At 35.5% G+C, this 20,866-nt stretch carries 18 protein-coding genes and 1 tRNA gene; 7 read left to right on the top strand and 12 right to left on the bottom strand.

The genetic code is table 11. The features are described 5' to 3' along the window. Positions 1-167: 167 nt before the first annotated feature. Positions 168-244 (bottom strand) — tRNA-Arg (locus KDE13_RS05830). Positions 245-366: 122 nt separating this feature from the next. Here KDE13_RS05830 and KDE13_RS05825 point away from each other — a divergent pair. Further along, entirely contained in the window at positions 367-558 is a 192-nt protein-coding gene (locus tag KDE13_RS05825; RefSeq protein ID WP_212141161.1) for a hypothetical protein, read from the top strand. Positions 559-693: 135 nt separating this feature from the next. After that, complete coding sequence (gene tgt / locus KDE13_RS05820; RefSeq protein WP_212143103.1) at positions 694-1,848, top strand: tRNA guanosine(34) transglycosylase Tgt; 1,155 nt, start codon at positions 694-696, stop codon at positions 1,846-1,848. 649 nt (positions 1,849-2,497) lie between these two features. Here the strand turns inward: tgt and lpxD are convergent. The 4 genes from lpxD to flgH all read right to left on the bottom strand — a co-directional run bounded on the left by lpxD (position 2,498) and on the right by flgH (position 6,484). Next, positions 2,498-3,448 (bottom strand): UDP-3-O-(3-hydroxymyristoyl)glucosamine N-acyltransferase, encoded by a 951-nt coding sequence (gene lpxD / locus KDE13_RS05815; protein WP_212141159.1) that lies wholly within the window; start codon positions 3,446-3,448, stop codon positions 2,498-2,500. Between the two features lies 1 nt (position 3,449). Next, positions 3,450-3,920, bottom strand: coding sequence for an acetolactate synthase small subunit (gene ilvN, locus KDE13_RS05810; protein WP_212141158.1), 471 nt, complete (start codon positions 3,918-3,920; stop codon positions 3,450-3,452). Beyond that, the gene (locus tag KDE13_RS05805; protein WP_212143102.1) at positions 3,917-5,611 is read right to left on the bottom strand and encodes an acetolactate synthase large subunit; all 1,695 of its coding nucleotides are present in this window, start codon (positions 5,609-5,611) and stop codon (positions 3,917-3,919) included. Before KDE13_RS05805 ends, ilvN begins: the two co-directional genes overlap by 4 nt. Positions 5,612-5,779: 168 nt before the next feature. Beyond that, on the bottom strand, positions 5,780-6,484 hold the full coding sequence (gene flgH, locus KDE13_RS05800) for a flagellar basal body L-ring protein FlgH (RefSeq protein WP_212141156.1): 705 nt from the start codon (positions 6,482-6,484) through the stop codon (positions 5,780-5,782). Between the two features lie 66 nt (positions 6,485-6,550). Here flgH and pta point away from each other — a divergent pair, with 66 nt between their 5' ends. Both pta and KDE13_RS05790 read left to right on the top strand, forming a co-directional pair. After that, a complete protein-coding gene (pta, locus tag KDE13_RS05795) occupies positions 6,551-7,921 on the top strand; it encodes a phosphate acetyltransferase (RefSeq protein ID WP_212143101.1) in 1,371 nt (456 codons plus the stop codon). 2 nt (positions 7,922-7,923) lie between these two features. Next, entirely contained in the window at positions 7,924-9,117 is a 1,194-nt protein-coding gene (locus KDE13_RS05790; RefSeq protein WP_212143100.1) for an acetate kinase, read from the top strand. A 555-nt stretch (positions 9,118-9,672) separates the two neighbouring features. On the opposite strand, the gene KDE13_RS05785 is transcribed toward KDE13_RS05790, so the two are convergent. From KDE13_RS05785 to KDE13_RS05755, 7 genes are all read right to left on the bottom strand, one after another. Beyond that, positions 9,673-10,107: an SEL1-like repeat protein gene (locus KDE13_RS05785; protein WP_212143099.1), complete on the bottom strand. Its 435-nt coding sequence runs from the start codon at positions 10,105-10,107 to the stop codon at positions 9,673-9,675. Continuing rightward, positions 10,107-11,537, bottom strand: a complete 1,431-nt coding sequence (locus tag KDE13_RS05780) for a Mur ligase family protein (RefSeq protein WP_212143098.1) — start codon at positions 11,535-11,537, stop codon at positions 10,107-10,109. Before KDE13_RS05780 ends, KDE13_RS05785 begins: the two co-directional genes overlap by 1 nt. Further along, positions 11,534-12,343, bottom strand: a complete 810-nt coding sequence (locus KDE13_RS05775) for an alpha/beta fold hydrolase (protein WP_212143097.1) — start codon at positions 12,341-12,343, stop codon at positions 11,534-11,536. The genes KDE13_RS05780 and KDE13_RS05775 overlap by 4 nt, the downstream gene beginning before the upstream one ends. After that, positions 12,333-12,563 (bottom strand): type II toxin-antitoxin system Phd/YefM family antitoxin, encoded by a 231-nt coding sequence (locus KDE13_RS05770; protein WP_212141150.1) that lies wholly within the window; start codon positions 12,561-12,563, stop codon positions 12,333-12,335. Before KDE13_RS05770 ends, KDE13_RS05775 begins: the two co-directional genes overlap by 11 nt. A gap of 68 nt (positions 12,564-12,631) precedes the next feature. After that, positions 12,632-13,678: a D-alanine--D-alanine ligase gene (locus KDE13_RS05765; protein ID WP_212141149.1), complete on the bottom strand. Its 1,047-nt coding sequence runs from the start codon at positions 13,676-13,678 to the stop codon at positions 12,632-12,634. A gap of 24 nt (positions 13,679-13,702) precedes the next feature. After that, positions 13,703-14,257 (bottom strand): Holliday junction branch migration protein RuvA, encoded by a 555-nt coding sequence (ruvA, locus tag KDE13_RS05760; RefSeq protein WP_212141148.1) that lies wholly within the window; start codon positions 14,255-14,257, stop codon positions 13,703-13,705. Positions 14,258-14,271: 14 nt separating this feature from the next. Further along, positions 14,272-16,179, bottom strand: a complete 1,908-nt coding sequence (locus KDE13_RS05755) for a flagellar assembly protein A (protein WP_212143096.1) — start codon at positions 16,177-16,179, stop codon at positions 14,272-14,274. A 143-nt stretch (positions 16,180-16,322) separates the two neighbouring features. Here KDE13_RS05755 and murJ point away from each other — a divergent pair, with 143 nt between their 5' ends. The 3 genes from murJ to KDE13_RS05740 are packed head-to-tail and all read left to right on the top strand — an operon-like array spanning position 16,323 to position 20,861. After that, positions 16,323-17,723: a murein biosynthesis integral membrane protein MurJ gene (gene murJ, locus KDE13_RS05750; RefSeq protein ID WP_212143095.1), complete on the top strand. Its 1,401-nt coding sequence runs from the start codon at positions 16,323-16,325 to the stop codon at positions 17,721-17,723. Beyond that, positions 17,710-19,092, top strand: coding sequence for a cysteine--tRNA ligase (cysS, locus tag KDE13_RS05745; RefSeq protein WP_212143094.1), 1,383 nt, complete (start codon positions 17,710-17,712; stop codon positions 19,090-19,092). Before murJ ends, cysS begins: the two co-directional genes overlap by 14 nt. Continuing rightward, a complete protein-coding gene (locus tag KDE13_RS05740) occupies positions 19,089-20,861 on the top strand; it encodes an ABC transporter ATP-binding protein (RefSeq protein ID WP_212143199.1) in 1,773 nt (590 codons plus the stop codon). The genes cysS and KDE13_RS05740 overlap by 4 nt, the downstream gene beginning before the upstream one ends. The last annotated feature ends 5 nt before the right edge of the window (positions 20,862-20,866 follow it).

Genomic DNA, 20,866 nt, shown 5'->3' with positions numbered 1-20,866 from the left:
CTTTAAATTTATTTTGGTTGCGATAATAAAAATAAAAAAGAGAAAATTTGTTACTTTAGTATTGCATTAAATCATATTTAAAGCAAAAAGACACAGACTAGAAATACAAACAAAGCATTATTTAAGATATTTATTATAAAGAATAAGGCGATAAATAAAAAGATAAATGGTGCGCCCTAGAGAATTCGAATCTCTGACCTTTTGAACCGCAATCAAATGCTCTATCCAGCTGAGCTAAGAGCGCACATTTAAAATAAAGTGTGATTATATTCAAAGTTTCCTTAAATTTTGCATATATTTTTAAATTTATACAAAATTTAGCTTAAAATAGATACCCTTTGCATAAAATTTGACAAGGAAAACGCAATGAATGACTTTTTTGATAGTTTAAAAGAGATAAAAAAAGAGCTCACAAAAGAGCAAAATATAAAAAATACAAAACAAAAGAGTCAAAATGCCACTACATTCAGCAAAGAAGACGCTATTGCTCAAAAGCAAGAGAGGCTAAAAGATGAATTTCTATCCTATATCAAAGATAGCGATATAAGAAAAATTTAATAATTTAGTAATATATCGATATAAAGTCCATTTTGAGTAAATTATTATCCTTTAAATTTTATATATTTACTCAAAAATATAAATTTAAAACAAACTATTTTTTTAATAAAACAATAGTTTTTCAAAAGGTAAAATATGAAATTTCAGATACAAAAAACGGACGGTTCGGCTCGTGCTGGCAAGATAACAACTGCTCATAGCGAGATTTTAACACCTGTTTTTATGCCTGTTGGTACTGTTGGTGCAGTAAAAAGTCTAGAAGCAACTGATATGAGCGAGATACTTGATGCTAAAATCATCTTAGCAAATACTTATCATATGTATCTACGTCCTGGTAGTAAAGTTGTGCGTGAGTTTGGCGGACTACACGGATTTTCTAAATTTAACCGTTCATTTTTGACTGACAGTGGTGGCTTTCAGGCGTTTTCGCTACGTGCAAACACTAAAAATGATGAAAGCGGTATAAAATTTAAAAGCCATATAGATGGCTCAACACACTATTTCACGCCAAGATCAGTACTAGATACGCAGTATGACCTAGGCTCTGACATAATGATGGTACTTGACGATCTAGTAGAGCTACCACGCCACCCTGATGAGCTAAGCACTGATGAGAAGGCACGGCTACAAAAACGTATAGAGCTAAGTATCAAACGTACGATAAATTGGGCTAAACAAAGCATTGAGTATCATAGATCAAACCAAATCAAAGGTATCGGTATAAACCAAAATATCTTTGGCATTATCCAGGGTGGAACAGACTACACTGCACGGAAAGCGTGTGCACAGGCACTTTGTGAGATGGAATTTGATGGACTTGCGATCGGCGGACTGAGCGTAGGAGAGACAAATGAGCAAATGTATGACACAGTTGAAGCAGTAATGCCATTTATCGATGAGAGCAGACCACGTTACTTAATGGGTGTGGGAACACCTGAAGATTTAGTCGAAAACGTCGAGCGTGGTGTAGATATGTTTGACTGCGTTATGCCAACACGAAACGCACGAAACGGCACTCTTTTTACAAGCTTTGGCAAGATAAATATAAAATCAGCTAGATTTATAAACGATCACGATCCGATTGATAGCGAGTGCAACTGTCATACCTGCCAACATTACTCGCGTGGCTATCTTAATCACCTTTTTAAAGCACGTGAGCTTACATTTTTTCGACTTGCAAGTTTGCATAATCTTCATTATTATCTAAATTTAATGAAGCAAATTCGTGAAGCGATAATACATAAAGAATTTGCTAAATTTAAGAGAAATTTTTACGCAAAACGAAGTTAAGCATAACAAAATATAGCTCACAGCCGAGTATTTTGTTTAGAATCTACATTTTGTAACAGATTGTAAATATCGTATTAAGATACTAAAAATCAAGCCAAATTAGAAAGCTATGAATAAGCACTAAAGATTACTCTAAATTTATCAGTAGACATAGTTAATTAAATTTCAAAATAAAATTTTACACTTTTATGAAGAGAACAAGCAAACTTAAAAACCACATCTACAAAGTAAGAATATTTAAACATATAGTAAACAAATATACAGATACCTACAATAACGAAAGACGATAAAATCAACCACAATATCTACCTCCTCGCGATGATTCCCACTGTACTTTTTCCTTTAAATTTTTATCAATTGAGTGCTATAAAGATGCGATATATCGTATCAATGATAATGTGTAGCGTAAAAAGAGATTAAATTCTCAACTAAAATATAAATAAAACTATTAGAGTGTCTTTATCCCTAAAATACAGACTTTTTAATGAGTATGATATTTTCCATATTGGCTAAAATGTTTAATGTTTGGCACACTTTTGATACAAAATCATAAAGAGATAGTGAAATATGTGGAGTTATTTAAAATTGTATATTTACTTCAAATGATAATTTTAAAGCACCACAAATTTAACTGCGGTGCGATATAGTTTCAATTTTTCTTAAAAAATCTAGCGATTTTAGCTTGAAACTTAAAAAACTCTCCAAGCTCTTGAAGCGGATATCCAGCGTATTTTTTACCGCCATCTATATCCTTACTCACACCGCCACGTGCTGCAATCTGTGCGAAGTCGCCAATGCGTAGGTGCCCGGCAGTGCCACTTTGTCCGCCCATAACGACGTTGCGTCCTAGAACACTTGATCCAGCCAAGCCAGTTTGCGAGACGATGAGACACCCCTGCCCCAACTCACAGTTATGTCCAACTTGCACGAGATTATCTATCTTTGTAAAATTTGCTATCTTTGTGCTTTCAAATACACCACGATCTATAGTCGTACAAGCTCCAATCTCGACAAAATCACCAAGCACCACGTTACCATTATGATAAATTTTAACATGTTCGCCAGTTTTTGTATGTGCGTAGCCAAAACCATCTGAGCCGATAACACAGTTTGCGAGTAAATGACACTCATCGCCAACTATGCAATCGTTATAGATGACTACATTTGGGTGTATTATGCAGTTTTTACCAATCTTAACATTATCACCAAGATAGGCTCCAGCCATCACGATAGTGTTTTCGCCCACACTGACATTTGAGCCGATATAGACATTTGGCATTATTGTTGCACTACTAGCGATATTTGATGGTTTTTGCTCACAAAATATCGGCTTAGCGTAATCTTTGCTAAGTATCGCAAATGCCAAATGTGGGTTCTCACATACGACTGCACTCATCGTCTCTGGAACAAACTCAAGTAAATTTTGAGATACCAATATCGCCCCTGCATTTGAATCTTTTATGAATTTAGCATTTTTCTCGCCATCGCAATATGTCAGCTCTGCCTTATTTGCATTTTTAAGCGAATTTATAGCAAAAATTTCAATATCTTCGCCACTAAAACTTGCTCCTGTTTTTTGTGCTATTTCACTTAATTTCATCTTAAATATCCATTAAAATCGAGCCGCCACGTACGATATCGACAGGATTAAATTTCTTAATAGCCTTTAAAAAATTATCCACCCTACTCGCATCATCTGAGACCATTACGATTATGTAGTTTTCATTTGTGTTTGCAACACTGCCGTTATAAGCTTTTAATATCGCATCAAGTCCCGAGAAATTCTCACTTAAATTGATCTTTACTAAAGCCATCTCTTTTTCGACAAACTCACCACTTTCGATAACTTTATATGTCGGTATCAGTTTGTGAAGCTGCTTTACTATCTGCTCCAAAACTCGCTCGTCTCCACTCGTAACTATACTAAGACGTGAGAATTTACTCTCTGGTATCGGTGCGACCGTAAGACTATCTATGTTGTACCCACGCCCTGCAAAAAGTCCAGAAATACGTGCTAAAACGCCGTGTTCGTTTAAAACTATGACTGATATTACTCTTCTTGTCACACTCATTTTTGACCCTTATCTTCAAGTATCATATTATATATCGCTGCACCTGCTGGAACCATTGGTAAGACGTTTTCAAAGCGATCTATCACGACATCTATGAGTGAAATTTTATCGCTATTTAGTGCAGTATCTAGTGCTGCTCTAAACTCATTCTTATTTGTTACTCTAAAACCGATACCGCCGAAGCTCTCAGCAAGTTTAACAAAATCAGGTTGCAAACTTAGATCGGTATTTGAGTAACGTTGCTCATAAAAAAATGTCTGCCACTGACGCACCATACCTAAAAAGTTGTTATTTAATATAATATTTATGATCGGTCTTTTACTCACAACTGATGTCATTAGCTCTTGGATATTCATAAGTATTGAGCCATCTCCTGTGAAATTTATAACCGACTTTTCGCCTACAGCCCACTTCGCACCCAGTGCTGCAGGAAGTCCAAACCCCATTGTGCCCTGTCCGCCACTTGTTATGAGCTGACGCGGTTTATTTAATGGATAAAACTGAGCTACCCACATCTGATGCTGTCCGACATCTGTTGTGATAACGGCATCTTTTCCGACTATATTTGCCGTCTCTTGTATGACCCACTGCGGTTTTAATATATCATCGCTGTCTGTAAATTTAAGCGGGTAAAGTGAGTTATAACGTGCCAAAATTTCACGCCAAGTGGCAAATCTATCGTCATTTATTTTCACACGTTCATAAAGCTCTTCGACGACACCTTTTAGATCACCAACGATCGGAAAATGTGCATTTATAATCTTTGATATAGAGCTTGGATCGATATCTATGTGAATTATCTTTGCATTTTTAGCAAATTCGCTTAGTTTGCCCGTTATTCGGTCGTCGAATCTTGCTCCAAGTGCAATCAATAAATCGCTTTCAGAGATCGCCATATTTGCCGCATAACTTCCGTGCATACCAGCCATACCTAAGTTTAGCTCATCTGCACTATCCATTACACCAAGCCCCATCAAAGTACTGATAGCTGGTATGCCGGTCTTTTTAGCAAATTTTCTGATTATCTCACTTGCACCTGAGCTTATTGCACCACCACCTATATAAAGAAGTGGTCGTTTGCTGTTTTCTATCGTCTCAGTGGCTTTTTTTATCTGTTTTGTATTGCCCTTATATGTTGGCTTATACGTTGGTATGTTTATCTCATTTGGATACTCAAATTTAGCCACAGCTGCAGTAATATCCTTTGGTATATCGATATGCACGGGTCCTGGCCTACCGGTTCGTGCTATATAAAAGGCCTCTTTTAAAATTTTAGGTAACTCATCAATGCTTTTTACTAGATAATTATGTTTTACACAAGAGCGTGAGATGCCAACCGCATCAATCTCTTGGAATGCGTCCGTTCCTATCAGCGATGTCGCGACCTGTCCACTTATAAGCACTAACGGAATGCTATCAGAATAAGCTGTAGCTAATCCAGTTACGGCATTTGTAAAACCAGGTCCAGACGTAACAAAAGCCACGCCTACTTTACCACTAGCACGTGCATATCCATCCGCAGCATGAACTGCTGCTTGTTCGTGTCGTGTTAAAATGTGTGTAAAATAATCCTGCTTAAAAGTCTCATCGTAGATATTTAATGCTGCACCACCGGGATAGCCAAAAACCACATCTACGCCTTCTATTTTAAGTGCCTCGCTTATCATTTGCGAGCCATTTAACTCTTTCATAATACCTCTTATTTTGATAAATTTTGTTTGTATTATATCTTTAAAATTTTTAAAAGCAGATGATTTATACTATTTTATTGCCAAATTTAAAATGTATGTTAACTTTTTCAAATTTAGATTTAAAGATAAATTTATAAAGTAAAAATTATGAAATATCATGAGATATTTTTAAAATGGCCAAATTGCCTCCATTATACGCGTTCCCCACGGCTTTTTAGTAGATTTATCCACATCGCCCTCTGTCTTGTATAAAATTTTTGCGTCTGCGATATATTTTGAATCAATCTCATTCGTTTGTGAGATGTCGTAAGGACGTATGACACCACTTACTTGCATTATCTGTTTTTCACCATTTATTAGTAGCTCACGGTTACCCTCGATGAAGTAGTTACCATTATTTAAAATTTTAATTATTCTAGCTGATATAGTCGCAGTAAATCGCTCATTTCGCGTTGTTGTGCCACTTCCGCTAAATTTGTTTGATCCACCAGCACTAAAACCAATATCACCATATTTATTTAGTTGATTTGCGATAGTCGAAAATGGTGCTCCACCAGCTGTAAATACTCCACCGCCGAGTGAAGTTGTGCTATCTTTGCTCGTTGTTTTACTTCCTGTTGAATTTTGTGTCGCATTTTCTGAAATGACGATAGTTACGATATCATTGACGTTCATAGCTTTTCTATCTGAAAATAATGGATTGCTACCACGTCCATAAAGGCTTCCTGAATTACTAGTAGCATTTCCGTTGTTTTTAGACGGAAGCTGTTCTACATAAACAGGTGGTTTCATATCTATATGCGGATCAACACTTGGGGTGCAACCTGTGTAAAATATCGTAAAAACAAGAGACAAATAATATATAAATTTCATTGCAAACCTTAAAAATGTTTTGTCTTTATGGTAGAATTAAGCAAATAAAGTTCCAAAGGTGCAAAAATGAACGCTTGTTACATACTAAATGACAAAAATTTACCATTTTTAAAAGAGATTATATCAACAAAATTTAAAAAAGTAGCTATTTTTGATATAAATTTTAGCCAAATTGAGATAAATAAATTTATAAATGGCGATGAAAAGGCGGTTTTACTTGAATTAATAGATAATTTTGAAGAGATAAAAGCAAATTCTGACTTTGTTATAGTCGTTGGTTGCTGTGGCTTTAGCCTCTTTGGAGAGGGCGAATTAAACTTAAAAATAGCTAAAAATTTAAACTGTCCTATCTATGAAAATGAAAATTTAAAAGCACTAAAGACGATAAATAGGCACTCAAAACTTCTTATAACCAGCGATATAAATGAAATTTTATCAGTGAATCAAAATATCATAACGCCATATAAATTTGAGCGTTTACTTATCAATCGTGCTGCAAAAAACAAAAAAACTATCATCCTGCCTGAGAGCGATGATGAGCGAGTATTAAAAGCAACCGAGATATTACTCGCACAAGGTGCTGTGAATTTGGTACTTCTGGGCGTTAAAAATGAAATAGAAGATAAGGCTAGAAAACTTGGATTAAATTTAGACGGCATAAAGGTATTAGACCCCAAAAATAGCGAATATATAGATAAATTTGCCAAACAAATTTATGAGCTTAGAAAGCATAAGGGCTTAACTCAAAAAATAGCTGATAAACTAGCATATGATAAAATTTATTTTGCAACGATGATGATACACAATGGATATGCAGACGCGATGGTGAGTGGTGCGACTATGAGTACGGCAGATACGATACGTCCTGCACTTCAGATCATAAAAACAAAGCCAAATACAAAGATCGTTTCAGGGCTATTTTTTATAGCGTTAGATGAAGAAATTTTACTCTACGCTGACTGTGCCATAACGCCAAACCCAACCGCCGATGAGCTTGCAAGTATCGCTATAACGAGTGCCCAGACAGCAAAAGCCTTTGGTATCGAGCCACATGTAGCAATGCTAAGCTACTCAACCGCAGATAGCGGAAGCGGTATCGATGTAGATCTAATAAAATTAGCTGCCACAAAGGTGTGCGAGATTGACCCTAAGCTAAAAATAGCTGCTCCGATACAATACGACGCAGCAGTAGATCTAAGCGTAGCTACAAAAAAGATGCCAAACTCTGATGTTGCGGGAGTGGCAAATGTCTTTATATTCCCAAATTTAAACTGCGGAAATATCTGCTACAAAGCTGTCCAACGCAGTGCAAATGCCCTAGCAATAGGACCTGTGCTACAAGGACTTAATAAACCTATAAATGACTTAAGCAGAGGCTGCTTAGTCAGCGATATAGTAAATACTGCACTCATAAGTGCAATACAAGCAGGAGAGTAAATATGAAGATTTTAGTCTTAAACTCTGGAAGTAGCTCGATAAAATTTCAATTGTTTTTGATGGAGGAAAAAAAAAGTATAGCTAATGGTATAATCGAGCAAATCGGTGGCACAAAACCACGTGCTATGCTAAAAGCAAATGATAAAATTTATGAAAAAGCACAGGACATAAAAGATCATCACGATGGACTTGATGTGATGAATGAGTTGCTACGTGAGGCCGATATGATACATAATCTGAGCGAATTAGATGGTATTGGACACCGAGTCGTGCACGGCGGAGATAGCTTTTTTCACTCGATGATAGTCGATGAAAGCGTTATTAAAAAGATCGAGCAGATAAGTCCACTCGCACCACTTCATAATCCAGGCCACATTGCAGGTATGAAAAATGCAATGTCTAGTAGTGGCAATGTGCCACATGTAGTTGTTTTTGATACTGTTTTTCATCAAACTATGCCAGAATACGCTTATCGTTATGCATTACCTTACGATATATGCAACCAACATCATATAAGAAAATACGGCTTTCACGGCACTTCGCACAGATATGTTTGTAAACGTGCTGCGACACTTATGGATATAGAGTTTGATAAATTTAACGCCATTTCGCTACATCTTGGCAATGGTGCAAGTGTTTGTGCTGTACAAAATGGCAAAAGCATAGATACATCTATGGGCTTTAGTCCACTTGAAGGGCTAATAATGGGAACTAGAAGTGGTGACATGGATCCAGCTATTCTTGTTTATCTGCTAAATATCGGTGTTTTAAAATGGGATGAGATAGATACATTTTTAAATAAAAAGAGCGGACTATACGGTATTTGCGATTCAAGTGATATGCGTGATGTCGTCGCAAAAATGGCGAATGATGAACGTGCAAAACTAGCTTTTGATATGTTTTGTTACCGCGTTAAAAAATATATCGGCTCATATTATGCAGTGCTTAAACATGTTGATGCACTCATTTTTACAGGTGGTATCGGCGAAAATGCACCAAATACAAGGCAGAGAATTTGCGATGAATTAACACACCTTGGCATAAATATAAATCACGAACTAAATTTTAACAAAGATCGAAATGAACGATGTTTAGATGATAATAATGCACAGATAAAGACATTTGTAATACCAACAAATGAAGAGCTTGAGATAGCTCTTGAAACTCAACGTGTCATACAAGAGCAAAAAAGATAAAAAATTAATTAATTTAAATAGCTCTTTGATAGCGATAAAAGCATTGGTCTTTTATCGCTGATATATTAAAAAACGACAAATTCCACTCTAAGCGAGTGTTTTCTTAAGACTAGTGATTTTGCCTACTTTTTGCATATGAACTAGGTAGTTATACACGGTATATTAAAGATATTAACCAACAAGCTTTACACGTTACTAGACATAAATTACAAGTATGTTACTAAACACTTAAACAAAAGACCAGCTTTAGTGCAAAATATGCTAGAGCATTAAGATTTGCTGATGATTTCATATCATGCCCATTTTTTAGCAAATGGGCATGATAAAGCTTGTCAGAAAATGATTTTAATATTTCTGGTTTACAGCTTTGAAGTATTTTTGATATACTAAAAAAACTAAAATAAAGACTTGAAATATAGTATGTAGTATGTTTCAATTTTAAAGAAAATAAAAATCGCTTCAGTAAAATTTTTAATATTTGCAAAATATCTAAATAAGTAAAAATAAAATAATAAAGACGATACAAAACTACGATAAAATCACATAATTGTAGCTTTACTCGCTTTGCGTTGCGTTATGCTCCACATTTTTAAGCTCAGATGTTAGCTCGTTATAACGCAAAAGAGCGTTTTCATACACACCTACGCTTAGTTCATAGCCAGCCTCTTTTTTGAGTATATCACGTAGATCGACCACGTCAGAACAAGCATTTGCGTAGCCTAAATCACAGCTTTTCATAAGATAGTTTATACCTACATCAAAGTGAGATGCCTTAGTCGTATCCATCTCATCGCTAACTTGTCCATTTATATACATAAGACCCAATTCTTCGCAAGATAACTCATCTCTAGCCTCGCATCCTACCTCAAATATCTCATACGCAGCTTTAAAATTTTCAGAGCTTAGTGCGTCCACACCCTTATCAAAATCATCTATATCAAAGCTAAAAGTAGCTATACAAGTCGTTATAAAAAGTATAAATTTTCTCATCACATAAAGCTCGGTGCGTCATTTGAAAATAGTACAACATCTCCTGAGCGAGTGTGTAAGGCTAATATCTCTTGCATTTTTGTCTTATCCTTTAGTATCAAAACTTGTGGCTTTTTAATAAATTTTAAAAGTGCTTCTAAATTTAGTGAGCTGGTGATTATGACGATATCAAAGATCTCATTGATAACCTTACCGAGATTTTCATTTTCACTTGGCACACTCTCAACGATACCTGGAGTTACAAGCACCTTGCGACCACTATATGTAGCAACTAGCTCATAACTTGCACTCATTCCAGCAAAGTTGCCATTAAAGCTATCATCAATAATAAGCTTACCCATTGCCTCTATCTTTTGCAATCTATGCTCCACATTTTCTAGCCTTGCGAGTGAGCGTTTTATACTCTCATCGCTCACGCCTAAAAGTTTTGCCACTTTTATGCAAACAGCTAAATTTTCAGCATTAAATTTACCCAAAAGTGGTGAGTGGTAGCTAACGCCATCAAGCTCAAAGCTAAGTCCATCTAAATTTGCATTGATATTTTTTAAATTTGTATTATAAATTTGTATTTTTTCGCCCTGCTCTTTTAATGTCGTGCTATGCAAAAATGCCATTTCAAGACGATCTGAGCTTAGAGCTTCAAGCTTTGTGGCTCGTATATTTTCAATCGTTTTAAAATACTCAAGATGCTGAGCCCCTATCTCTCCAACGATAGCTATATGCGGTCTTAAAAACGCTGTGATCTCGGCTATATCGCCCTTTAATCTAGCCCCTGCTTCTGCGATATAGATTTGTGTTTGATTGTTTATATTTTCATTTATATCTTTGATGAGACCGACTAAAGTATTTACGCTACGTGGCGTTTTATGGCAGTTAAACTCATCTTTAAGTAGCTCATAAAGGAAGTTTTTAATACTAGTTTTACCAAAACTAGCTGTTATCATTACAATCTTAAGCTCATTTAAATTTACTAGTTTTTTCTCTGCTTTTAGCTTAAATTTTATCGCATTTAGTTTCTCATAAAGATGGCTAACAAAGAGTGAAACAACAATGACAACGAAAACATTTAAGCTTAAAATATTACTAATTTTAAAAGAAAATATAATCCCAAACAAAATCGCCAAGCTTAAAAATAAAAAATATCGTTTCACACGTGCGGTAAATACGAGCTTTTTATCAAGTTTTTTATGCCATAAAAACAAAGACGGCAGATAAGCAAAGTAAAAATATATAAAAAACCAGTATGATGTCGTGTAGTAAAGTACAAGTGGGACTATAAAGAAAAATACATGCCACGCAGGTCGTGTAAAGTGAAACAGTACACGTTTGATTTTGTATGAAAACCACTGAAAGCAAGTAATCGTATAAAAGGCGAGCGTGTAAGCAAATAGCACCGAACTAAGAGCAAAAAGTAGCTCGTTTAAATTCATCTTGCATCCTTAGTGTAGTCTAAACTTACACTATCTTTCAAAATGCAAACGCCATTTACGCTACTATCGTCACTTAAATCTTGACTTTGAAAAATGCTCTGCTCTATCATATCACTTATAAATTTAGCATGAAGTAAAAAGAAAAAATGATCGCCTTTAAGCGGATAAAATTTGCTATTTTTTATCATTTTATGAATGTTCTCGCCGCTTTTTAGTGGCGTAGCTCTGTCGCCATCACCCCAAAAAATAAGAGCATTACCAAAGAAGTTATAAAATTTATCGCTAAAATCCTCATCAACAACATTTTTAAGTGTTTCATACATCGTTTGGCTCATTCCAGCAACGTCTTTTGTCGCAAAAAGCTTATAAAATTTACCAAACCCCAAAGCCTTTAATGCCTTAAAAATGGCGATTTTAATACGTACGCTAAGCCGCTTTTTAGGCACAATGCCAGCTGTGCTTAAAAGAACTAAATTCTTAGGATTTAAAAGTGTTGCTACTTTACCACCAAAACTATGACCTATAATGATACTTGGGGGATTTTTAAGAGAATTTATAAAAATTTGCATTATATTAGCGTAATCATTTGTGTGAAGCGACTTATCAATGCTACTAGCACCAAATCCTGGCATATCAACATATATGTGAGCAAACTTGCTTAAATGTGAACTAAAAGCCTTTTTCATTAGCTCCTTATTTGCTCCCCAGCCGTGTAGAAAAAGCACAGCAATATCAGAGTTTGCGTTTAACATCTCGTAGCTTATGTTATACTCAAAGCCATTATAATTTATAAGCTTACTCGCCATTACTATCTCGCTTTTTAGCGGTATAAATCGCCTCTAAAACACCCACTGCTTCACACAAACGCTCATACTCTGACATGTTTAAAAGCACGGCTTCAAATTTGTTATTTTTAACTATAACCGCACGTTTTGACTCTGCTTTGCTTATCTTTCCAAGTATAGCACTAAAGTTACGCACAACCTCGGTCGCGGTATAAATTTCATCTTTACTAAATGTAGTCATCTTGCTTCTTTACATAAAATTTTATGTAAAATTATCATAATTTTGTTTATATTTGGCTAAAATTTATTTTAACCTTTGATTTTAGCACCACCCTTGATACTTGTAATAGAGTTTATAAATTTATAATCTATCTTTATATCTCTCTGTCTTGGTAATGAGTGAGCAAGTGTATCTAAGGCTACCGCAAAATCCTCAAATAGGTAGTTTGCAAGGCTACCTGGATTTGGATTGATCTCGTTTAGATAAACTTCATCATCTATCACGAAAAAATCACATCTTATCAAAGCTCCATCAAATCCACAAGCATAAATTTGCTCAAAAGAATTTTTAAGTTTTATCTCAAGCTGCTCTGAAATTTCAGCCTTTGCGACCTTATTTTCGTTTGAAAAGCTAAGATATTTTTGCTCATAGTCTAAAAATTCTCTTTTCTTTGGCTCTTCAATCATAGAAAATTTAATACTGCCATTTATCGCATATCCTGCAAGGTTGTATTCCTTTACGCCCTGAATAAATGGTTCAACAAGCACTTCATTGTCAAACTCAAAAGCCACATCTTGAGCGTATTCTAGCTCACTCTCATCTTTAACAACACCCACGCCTATGGAGCTACCAAGCCTAACTGGCTTTAGTATTATAGGGTATTTTAGCGTTGGTAAAACTCCACGTTTTATAATCTCATACTCTAGTGTCTTTACTCCTGCTTTTTGAGCTAAAAGCTTAGTTAGCTCTTTATTATAGCTCATTACACTAGCCTCAAGGCGAGGTCCTATGTAGCTAATGTCATAAAAATCAAAAAGTGCTGCCATCTTGCCATCTTCGCCATCTGCTCCGTGTATTAAATTTATAAATACACTAACATCAAGCTTTTTATTCCCAAATATACCACTAGTGTAAAATCCACCATTTGCAAGGCTTAGTTTTTTACTCTTTTTATATTTACCCGAACTAAAAAAATTTACCCGCATATCACTCTTATCAATGAGATAAAACTCACGCTCTTTATCGCAAAATATATAAGCCATATCATGATTTAACACGTTTTTTAGCACTATGGCACTCACTATACTTATCTCATGTTCAAAGCTCTTTGCTCCAAAAACTATACCAAATTTCATATTTTTACCTTTTAAATTTATAAATTAAACAAGCTTCTTAAGTGCTTCTTTGACTAGCTCACTTGTGTTTGTACTTTTGCACTCTGATAGCACTTTACCTATCTTATCACGTTTAAATCCAAGTGCTTCAAGTGCAAGAAGTGCTTCATTTTGGTAACTTGGCACACTCTCATCGGTTATTAACTTAGCATCGCTTAGCTCTGCGATTATACGTCTTGCTGTTTTTATGCCGATACCTGGCACACTCTTTAATACGTCTGCATCACCGTTTAAGATAGCACTTGTAAAAGCGTTTGGCAAAAGGCTTGAACATATAGCCATCGCTGTACTTGCCCCTATACCATTTAGCTTTATAAGCATCTCAAACATCCGCTGTTCGCTAACATCTAAAAAGCCGTATAATAAATTTGCATCTTCTCGTATGATCTGCGTTGTGTTTAGCTCTACTTTCTCGCCAATACTAAGTTTAGCCGAGCAAAAAAGCGAGATGCTAAGTCCATAGCTAACGCCACCAGCAGTTTTTAGCACGACAAATGCTGGCTCTTTCTTAGTTATTACACCTTCTATCGCTTTTATCATTAAAATTTCCTGATTTATATATCTAGATCATCAAATTTATTTGATTTTTTGACCCTATATTCAAAGTTTCCATCACGTTTTTCGATCTTATTAAGGCTTATGACGTGAGCCAATTCATTCTGTTTTGTCAGATACGTGATATTTTGTGGCGGATCAACTAGAACAAATTTTATCTCATTTAGATCAAGCCACGCACCACGATTTACTACTTTGGCAGAGAAAATTCCATTTTGCATTACGCCAAGTTCAACACGCAAATCTAACAAACGTCTTTTTTTATCTTTAAATTCGTTTAAGAGTGCATTATATTCATTGACTAGTTCTTGATACTCTTTGAGCTTTTTTAAAAACGTTACAGGAGGTATAACCTTGGCTTGTTTTAACTCTTCGATCTTCTCTTTTATCGTGTATATTGAGTTTTTGTTTTCATCGATGATTATCTTTTTGCTCTCTATAAGCTTTGGAATTCGTTTTATTTCCTCTCTTAACTCATCGATCTTTGTTATTTGATTATCTATATCGCAAGATCTATCTTTCATCTTACTAGCATCGATGATAAAGCGGTTACTAGTTCCTTTTAACATCCTTACATCGATAAGATGAGCAGCGGTTAAAGTGCAGTTTGAGCCGAGTGTATCGATATGTATATTTTCAGCAGTGATTGAGCCCCCAACTACGCTTTTTATCTTTACACTTTTTGCTAAAACACTTCCACCTTCAAGTCTATCTATCGTTACATCATCAGCTTCAACGTATCCAATATGTATGGCGATATCAGCATTTTTAGCATAAATTTTAGCCTTTGCGTGAGTTTGACCACCTATCACTACTTTATTGGCTCTAATAACCGCATTTGGTCCGATGATACCACGCACTTGGACTTCATCAGCCTCCACCACTACACCTGCACCAACTGCATCCTTGATAAAGTCAGTTTCTTTTACAACAAGCGTTACATTTGTATCTGTTCCAGCCTGTATCGACCCGGTAGTCTTAAAATTTACCTCATCTACCTCAAGTCTTTCAGCTATATCATAAACACCACCATTTTCTACGACATAGCCAGCTTTAAGGGCTATAAATTTTACACCGTATTCATCCTCAATGCGATTTATATTTTCGCTTATCACAATCTCTGGTGCGTCATTTTGACTAGGTTCATTAACCTGTATAAATTTCCCCCTTACATCGCGTCCGTTACGTCCTTCTTTTGGATTTATCTGCTCGATGATAATCTCATTTGCCGCAACGCCAAGTAAAAACCCACGAGAAGCGTAGTCTATACGATTGCTATCACTAAAACCATCAAGTTTGCTTTTATAATGATAAATTGTCTTTGCATCTATAGGCTTTACTGGTGCAACTGCTCCAACTATCATAAATGTATAGTCATCATCTATCTCATCTTTTAGTCTAAGTCTGGTTGTGATTTTTGTCAGCTCTTCCTTTGTATCACCCATTCTTATACCGATTAAAATTTGTGCTTTCATAAGCTGTTTGGCTATATATTCAAACATAAACTGCTCATAGTTTGGCACATATTTGCACTCTTTGCTTTTATGTACTGTTGCGATGACTTTTGTTAGTGAGTTGTTTATACCTATGCTTATTTTAGGGAGTTTTGGCATTTTATTTAGCCTGGTGTCATAAAACTCCACGTGATAACTCTGCTCTATTTTAAGCTCCGGATCTAGGTAAAACTCATTGTCATAAAATATATCAAGATCACTTTGCCTGACAAACACTGGCTCGGTATTTTTAGCATTTGTATATGTCGTAAGGATATTTTGTATCCTAAAATCGATAAATTCTCTTTCCACACCATACTGTTGCGAAAGCTCTTTTATGTTTGCGTATGGGACATTTGTATCCATCTGTATTGGTGCTAAATATCCATCTTGTATCTGTATTGTATCACTCAAATTTAATCCAAAAATTTTAAAATTTATTCGCTATTATCTCAAAAAATATATTAAATTTCGGTTATGTGTTATTTAAACCTTTTTTTGTTAATATTTGCAGATTTAAATTTATATTAAAAATTTAAATTTATTTAGGTAGGTTTATGTTTATAAAAGGATTTTTTTCAAACTCAGTTGGTATACTCATTTCTCGTATTTTTGGGCTTATGCGTGACCTACTCACTGCAACCGTGCTTGGTGCTGGAGTATTTAGTGATATATTTTTCATAGCCTTTAAGATACCAAATTTATTCAGGCGTATCTTTGGCGAAGGAGCTTTTACACAAGCATTTTTACCAAATTTTACAAAGACAGCTAAAAAGGCTGTTTTTAGTGCTGACATTTTTTTGAAATTTCTACTTTTTATTGGTATTTTAACACTTTTAATAAATTTATTTACACCTCAGTTTATCCGCATAATCGCAAGTGGTTTGGATGATACGGCGATTGCAAACGCTACACCTTTGGTGCAGATAAATTTTTACTACCTAGCACTCATTTATATTGTTACATTTTTAGGCTCACTGCTTCAATACCGCGGACATTTTGCAACAACGGCGTTTTCAACCGCTTTACTAAATTTAGCCATGATACTCGCTCTGCTCCTTGCACGTGGCAAAGATGAGCAAACGGTGGCGTATTATCTTAGTTTTGGCGTTGTAATGGGTGGCATTTTGCAAGTTTTAGCTCACATTATCGCTTTAAAATTTAATAACTTAAATAGGCTATTTTACGGCGGTTTAAACGGCTATATAAAAGGTAAAAGAACAAATTTAAAAGGTTTTTTTACAAATTTTTATCACGGACTGCTAGGCAGTTCAGCTATGCAAATCTCAGCCTTTATAGACACGTGGTTGGCTAGTTTTTTAGTAAGTGGAAGCATAAGTTATATGTTTTATGCAAACCGCATATCTCAGCTCCCACTTGCGATATTTGCTATTGCTCTCTCTCAAGCACTCTTTCCTAAAATCACACGACTTTTAAAAGCAAATGATGAAGTAAACGCCTTAGTCTGGACTAAAAAGAGCTTTTATATACTACTTACTGCTTTGCTTGGTGCAACGGCTGGTGGCATAATTTTAGCTGAGCCTATCATATGGTTGCTATTTGAGCGTGGAAATTTTGACAGAGCTGATACATTAGAGTGTGCCAAAGTATTAATCGCTTATATGATAGGATTAGTGCCATTTGGATTGGCTAAAATTTTCTCACTTTGGCTATATGCAAAAATGCAGCAAAAAATGGCTGCACGTATCTCGCTGATATGTTTAGGAATAAATTTAATTCTCGCAATTATACTTATGCAGCCATTTGGTGCATCTGGACTTGCATTAGCTAGTTCGCTTGGTGGCTTTTTGCAACTCGTCCTTTATATAAAAGCTTTTGGCTTTGGGCGATTTTTAGGTATAATTGAAGCTAAAAAATTTATTATTATCACGTTCGCATTGGCTATTTTGTGCGGTATTTTGATATATTTAAAGGATATTTTATATGCAAATTTATGATAGTGTAAAAAAGCAAAAGCTTACATTTGAACCAATTGTGCCGGGCCAAGTCAGCATATATCTTTGCGGACCGACAGTCTATGATGATGCACATTTAGGGCACGCAAAGTCAGCCATCAGCTTTGATATGTTTCGCCGTGTCTTTGTAGAGCTTGGATATAAGGTTAAATTTGTTAGAAACTATACAGATATTGATGATAAAATTTTAAAAAAGATGGAAGAGACAGGAAAAACACTAATTGAGATAACACAACAATATATCGAAAGTTATGAGCGTGATATGAGTGCTTTAAACGTGCTTGATCCAGATATAAAACCAAAGGCGACTGAGTGTATAGATGCTATAATTGAGTATATTTTAAGTCTTAAAAAACAGGGCGTAGTATATGATACAAATGATGGAATTTATTTTGATACAAGCAAAGATAGCAAGTATCTAAGTTTAAGTGGCAAAAGCCAGAGTGACGAAAATATCGCTCGTGTGCAAAGTAGCGATGAGAAGCGAAATGAAAAGGATTTTGTGCTATGGAAATTTGATAAGAAGTGGTATGATAGTCCATTTGGCAAGGGGCGACCGGGTTGGCATACAGAGTGCGTTGCTATGATAAAGAAACACTTTTTAAATAGTGATAAATTTAAGATAGACATACACGCAGGAGGTATTGACCTACTCTTTCCACACCATGAAAATGAAGCGGCACAATGCAGGTGTGCTGAGGGGAAGATGTTAGCAAAATATTGGCTACACAACGGCTTTATAAAAGTAAATAACGAAAAGATGAGTAAAAGTCTTGGTAATAGTTTTTTTATCAAAGATGCACTAAACTCGGTGCAAGGCGAAGTTTTGCGATTTTATCTGTTAAGTAGCCATTATAGAGCCCATTTTAACTACTCCGATGAAGATCTAGCAGTGGCAAAAAGACGACTTGATAAGTTTTACCGCCTCAAAAAACGTCTTTTGGATGTGAAAGAGAGTATAGCAGATAATAAATTTAAAAACGAATTACTTGAAGCATTAAGCGATGATTTAAATACCTCAAAAGCCCTAGCCGTGCTTGATGAGTTTATCAAAAATGCAAATGAAAGCCTTGATGCAAACGCTAAAGACAAGGCATTAAAACAGAGCATTGTCGCTGGATTAAATCTCGCTTCAAGGCTCTTTGGGGTGGGTGAATATGATAGCTTCGAGTATTTTCAGTTTGGTGTAGATGAAGTACAAAAAACCAAAATTCAAGCACTTTTAGACGAACGAAGCGAGGCTAAAAAACAGAAAAATTTCGCTAAAGCAGATCAGATACGCACTACTTTAAATACACAAGGAATTGAGATAATGGATACACCAAACGGCACGATGTGGGAGAAGTTATGAGCGAATATCCGCAAATTAAAAACGATAAGATAGGCCTAAAAACTCAAAATTTAGGCTTAAAGGGCGTTTTAAAGCGATTTGTCCCATTTTTTAAAGACTATATACCACAATTTATTATAGTTATAATCGGTATGCTTTTAGCTAGTGGTGGGACAGCTGGGACGGCGTATCTAGTTGAGCCGGTGTTAAATAAAATTTTCGTTGAGAAAAACGAGACGCTTTTATATATTTTGCCTTACGCTATCGTTATAATATACGTTTTAAAGGGGCTTGGCACGTTTTTACAGGCGTACTTTACAGCATACATTGGACAGGATACGATCAGGCGATTTCGTGAAGATATGCTTAAAAATTTACTGAATTTAGATATGAAATTTTTCAATGAATTTCGCACAGGTGAGCTGATAAGTCGTAGCATAAATGACATAGAACGCATTCGTTCAATTGTCTCAAATATGATACCAGAACTAGTGCGTGAAGCGATAACTATTGTAGCATTACTAGGCGTTGTCATATACCAAAGTCCAAAACTCGCATTTTTCGCACTTGTTATCATGCCAATAGCTATTTATCCAATCTCGCGACTTGCCAAAAAAATAAAAAAAATTTCACGTCAATCACAAGAAAAAACGTCCGATATAACATCTGTTTTGAGTGAAATTTTTACAAATATTGAGATAATAAAGGCAAATAATGCCCAGCAATACGAGCACGAACGCTTTGTTGGAGAAAATAATAAATTTTTTAGGCTAAATTTAAAAAATACAAAAATAGAACAACTCATAAGCCCTTTAATGGAGAGTATCGGCTCACTCGGAGTAGCAGCGGTTATCATTATAGGTGGCAAAGAGGTTATTGATGACAGTATGAGTATGGGGGCGTTTTTCTCATTTTTAACGGCACTCTTTATGCTCTACACTCCACTAAAACGAGTCGTAAATATATACAGTCGTATGCAAGATGCGGTAGCAGCAAGTGAGCGGACATTTGCAATAATGGATATGCAAAGTGAGATAATAAGCGGTAAAAATGAGTTAAAAGAGACAATAGATTTAATAGAATTTAAAAATGTTAGATTAAATTACGATGATAAAAAAGATGTATTAAAGGGGGTAAATTTAAAAGCTCACAAATCCCAGCTTATCGCACTTGTAGGCTCAAGCGGTGGTGGCAAAAGCTCAATGATGAATTTGCTTATGAGATTTTACGATGTTAGTGATGGTAAAATAGAGATAAATGGCATAAATTTAAAAGACTTTACGCTTAGTTCTTTACGCCAAAACATCGGACTTGTAACGCAACGAGTTTATATATTTAACGATACAATCGCCAAAAACGTAGCCTATGGGCGTGAATATAGTGAAGAAGCGGTCATAAAAGCCTTAAAAATGGCAAATGGCTATGAGTTTATAACTTCTCTTAAATACGGTATAAATAGTGTTTTAAACGAGTTTGGTACAAATCTTTCAGGCGGACAAAGGCAACGCATAGCCATCGCTAGAGCATTATACTCAGACCCACAAATTTTAATCTTTGATGAAGCGACATCAGCACTTGATAATGAGAGCGAGAAGCAGATCTCACAAGCGATTGAGAGTCTTCGCAAAGATAAGATCATATTTGTCATCGCTCACCGCCTAAGCACCGTACAAAATGCTGATAAAATAGCGGTTTTAAGCGGTGGAGAGATAGTTGGATTTGACAGTGACGAAAATCTTGAAAAAAATTGTGAAATTTATGCAAAGCTTAAAGGTAAAGCATTAGTTTAAGGCGA

The sequence above is a fragment of the Campylobacter anatolicus genome, assembly GCF_018145655.1.
GTDB lineage: Bacteria > Campylobacterota > Campylobacteria > Campylobacterales > Campylobacteraceae > Campylobacter_A > Campylobacter_A anatolicus.
This window is presented reverse-complemented; position numbering and strand designations above follow the sequence as displayed.

Bases quoted from the DNA above. Each gene is read 5' to 3' on its own strand.
- cysS (WP_212143094.1), top strand. From the start codon at position 17,710: ATGCAAATTTATGATAGTGTAAAAAAGCAAAAGCTTACATTTGAACCA.
- pta (WP_212143101.1), top strand. From the start codon at position 6,551: ATGAACGCTTGTTACATACTAAATGACAAAAATTTACCATTTTTAAAA.
- tgt (WP_212143103.1), top strand. From the start codon at position 694: ATGAAATTTCAGATACAAAAAACGGACGGTTCGGCTCGTGCTGGCAAG.
- ilvN (WP_212141158.1), bottom strand. From the start codon at position 3,920: ATGAGTGTGACAAGAAGAGTAATATCAGTCATAGTTTTAAACGAACAC.
- KDE13_RS05790 (WP_212143100.1), top strand. From the start codon at position 7,924: ATGAAGATTTTAGTCTTAAACTCTGGAAGTAGCTCGATAAAATTTCAA.
- ruvA (WP_212141148.1), bottom strand. From the start codon at position 14,257: ATGATAAAAGCGATAGAAGGTGTAATAACTAAGAAAGAGCCAGCATTT.
- KDE13_RS05785 (WP_212143099.1), bottom strand. From the start codon at position 10,107: ATGAGAAAATTTATACTTTTTATAACGACTTGTATAGCTACTTTTAGC.
- KDE13_RS05780 (WP_212143098.1), bottom strand. From the start codon at position 11,537: ATGAATTTAAACGAGCTACTTTTTGCTCTTAGTTCGGTGCTATTTGCT.
- KDE13_RS05765 (WP_212141149.1), bottom strand. From the start codon at position 13,678: ATGAAATTTGGTATAGTTTTTGGAGCAAAGAGCTTTGAACATGAGATA.
- flgH (WP_212141156.1), bottom strand. From the start codon at position 6,484: ATGAAATTTATATATTATTTGTCTCTTGTTTTTACGATATTTTACACA.
- KDE13_RS05805 (WP_212143102.1), bottom strand. From the start codon at position 5,611: ATGAAAGAGTTAAATGGCTCGCAAATGATAAGCGAGGCACTTAAAATA.
- KDE13_RS05825 (WP_212141161.1), top strand. From the start codon at position 367: ATGAATGACTTTTTTGATAGTTTAAAAGAGATAAAAAAAGAGCTCACA.
- KDE13_RS05775 (WP_212143097.1), bottom strand. From the start codon at position 12,343: ATGGCGAGTAAGCTTATAAATTATAATGGCTTTGAGTATAACATAAGC.
- KDE13_RS05770 (WP_212141150.1), bottom strand. From the start codon at position 12,563: ATGACTACATTTAGTAAAGATGAAATTTATACCGCGACCGAGGTTGTG.
- murJ (WP_212143095.1), top strand. From the start codon at position 16,323: ATGTTTATAAAAGGATTTTTTTCAAACTCAGTTGGTATACTCATTTCT.
- KDE13_RS05740 (WP_212143199.1), top strand. From the start codon at position 19,089: ATGAGCGAATATCCGCAAATTAAAAACGATAAGATAGGCCTAAAAACT.
- lpxD (WP_212141159.1), bottom strand. From the start codon at position 3,448: ATGAAATTAAGTGAAATAGCACAAAAAACAGGAGCAAGTTTTAGTGGC.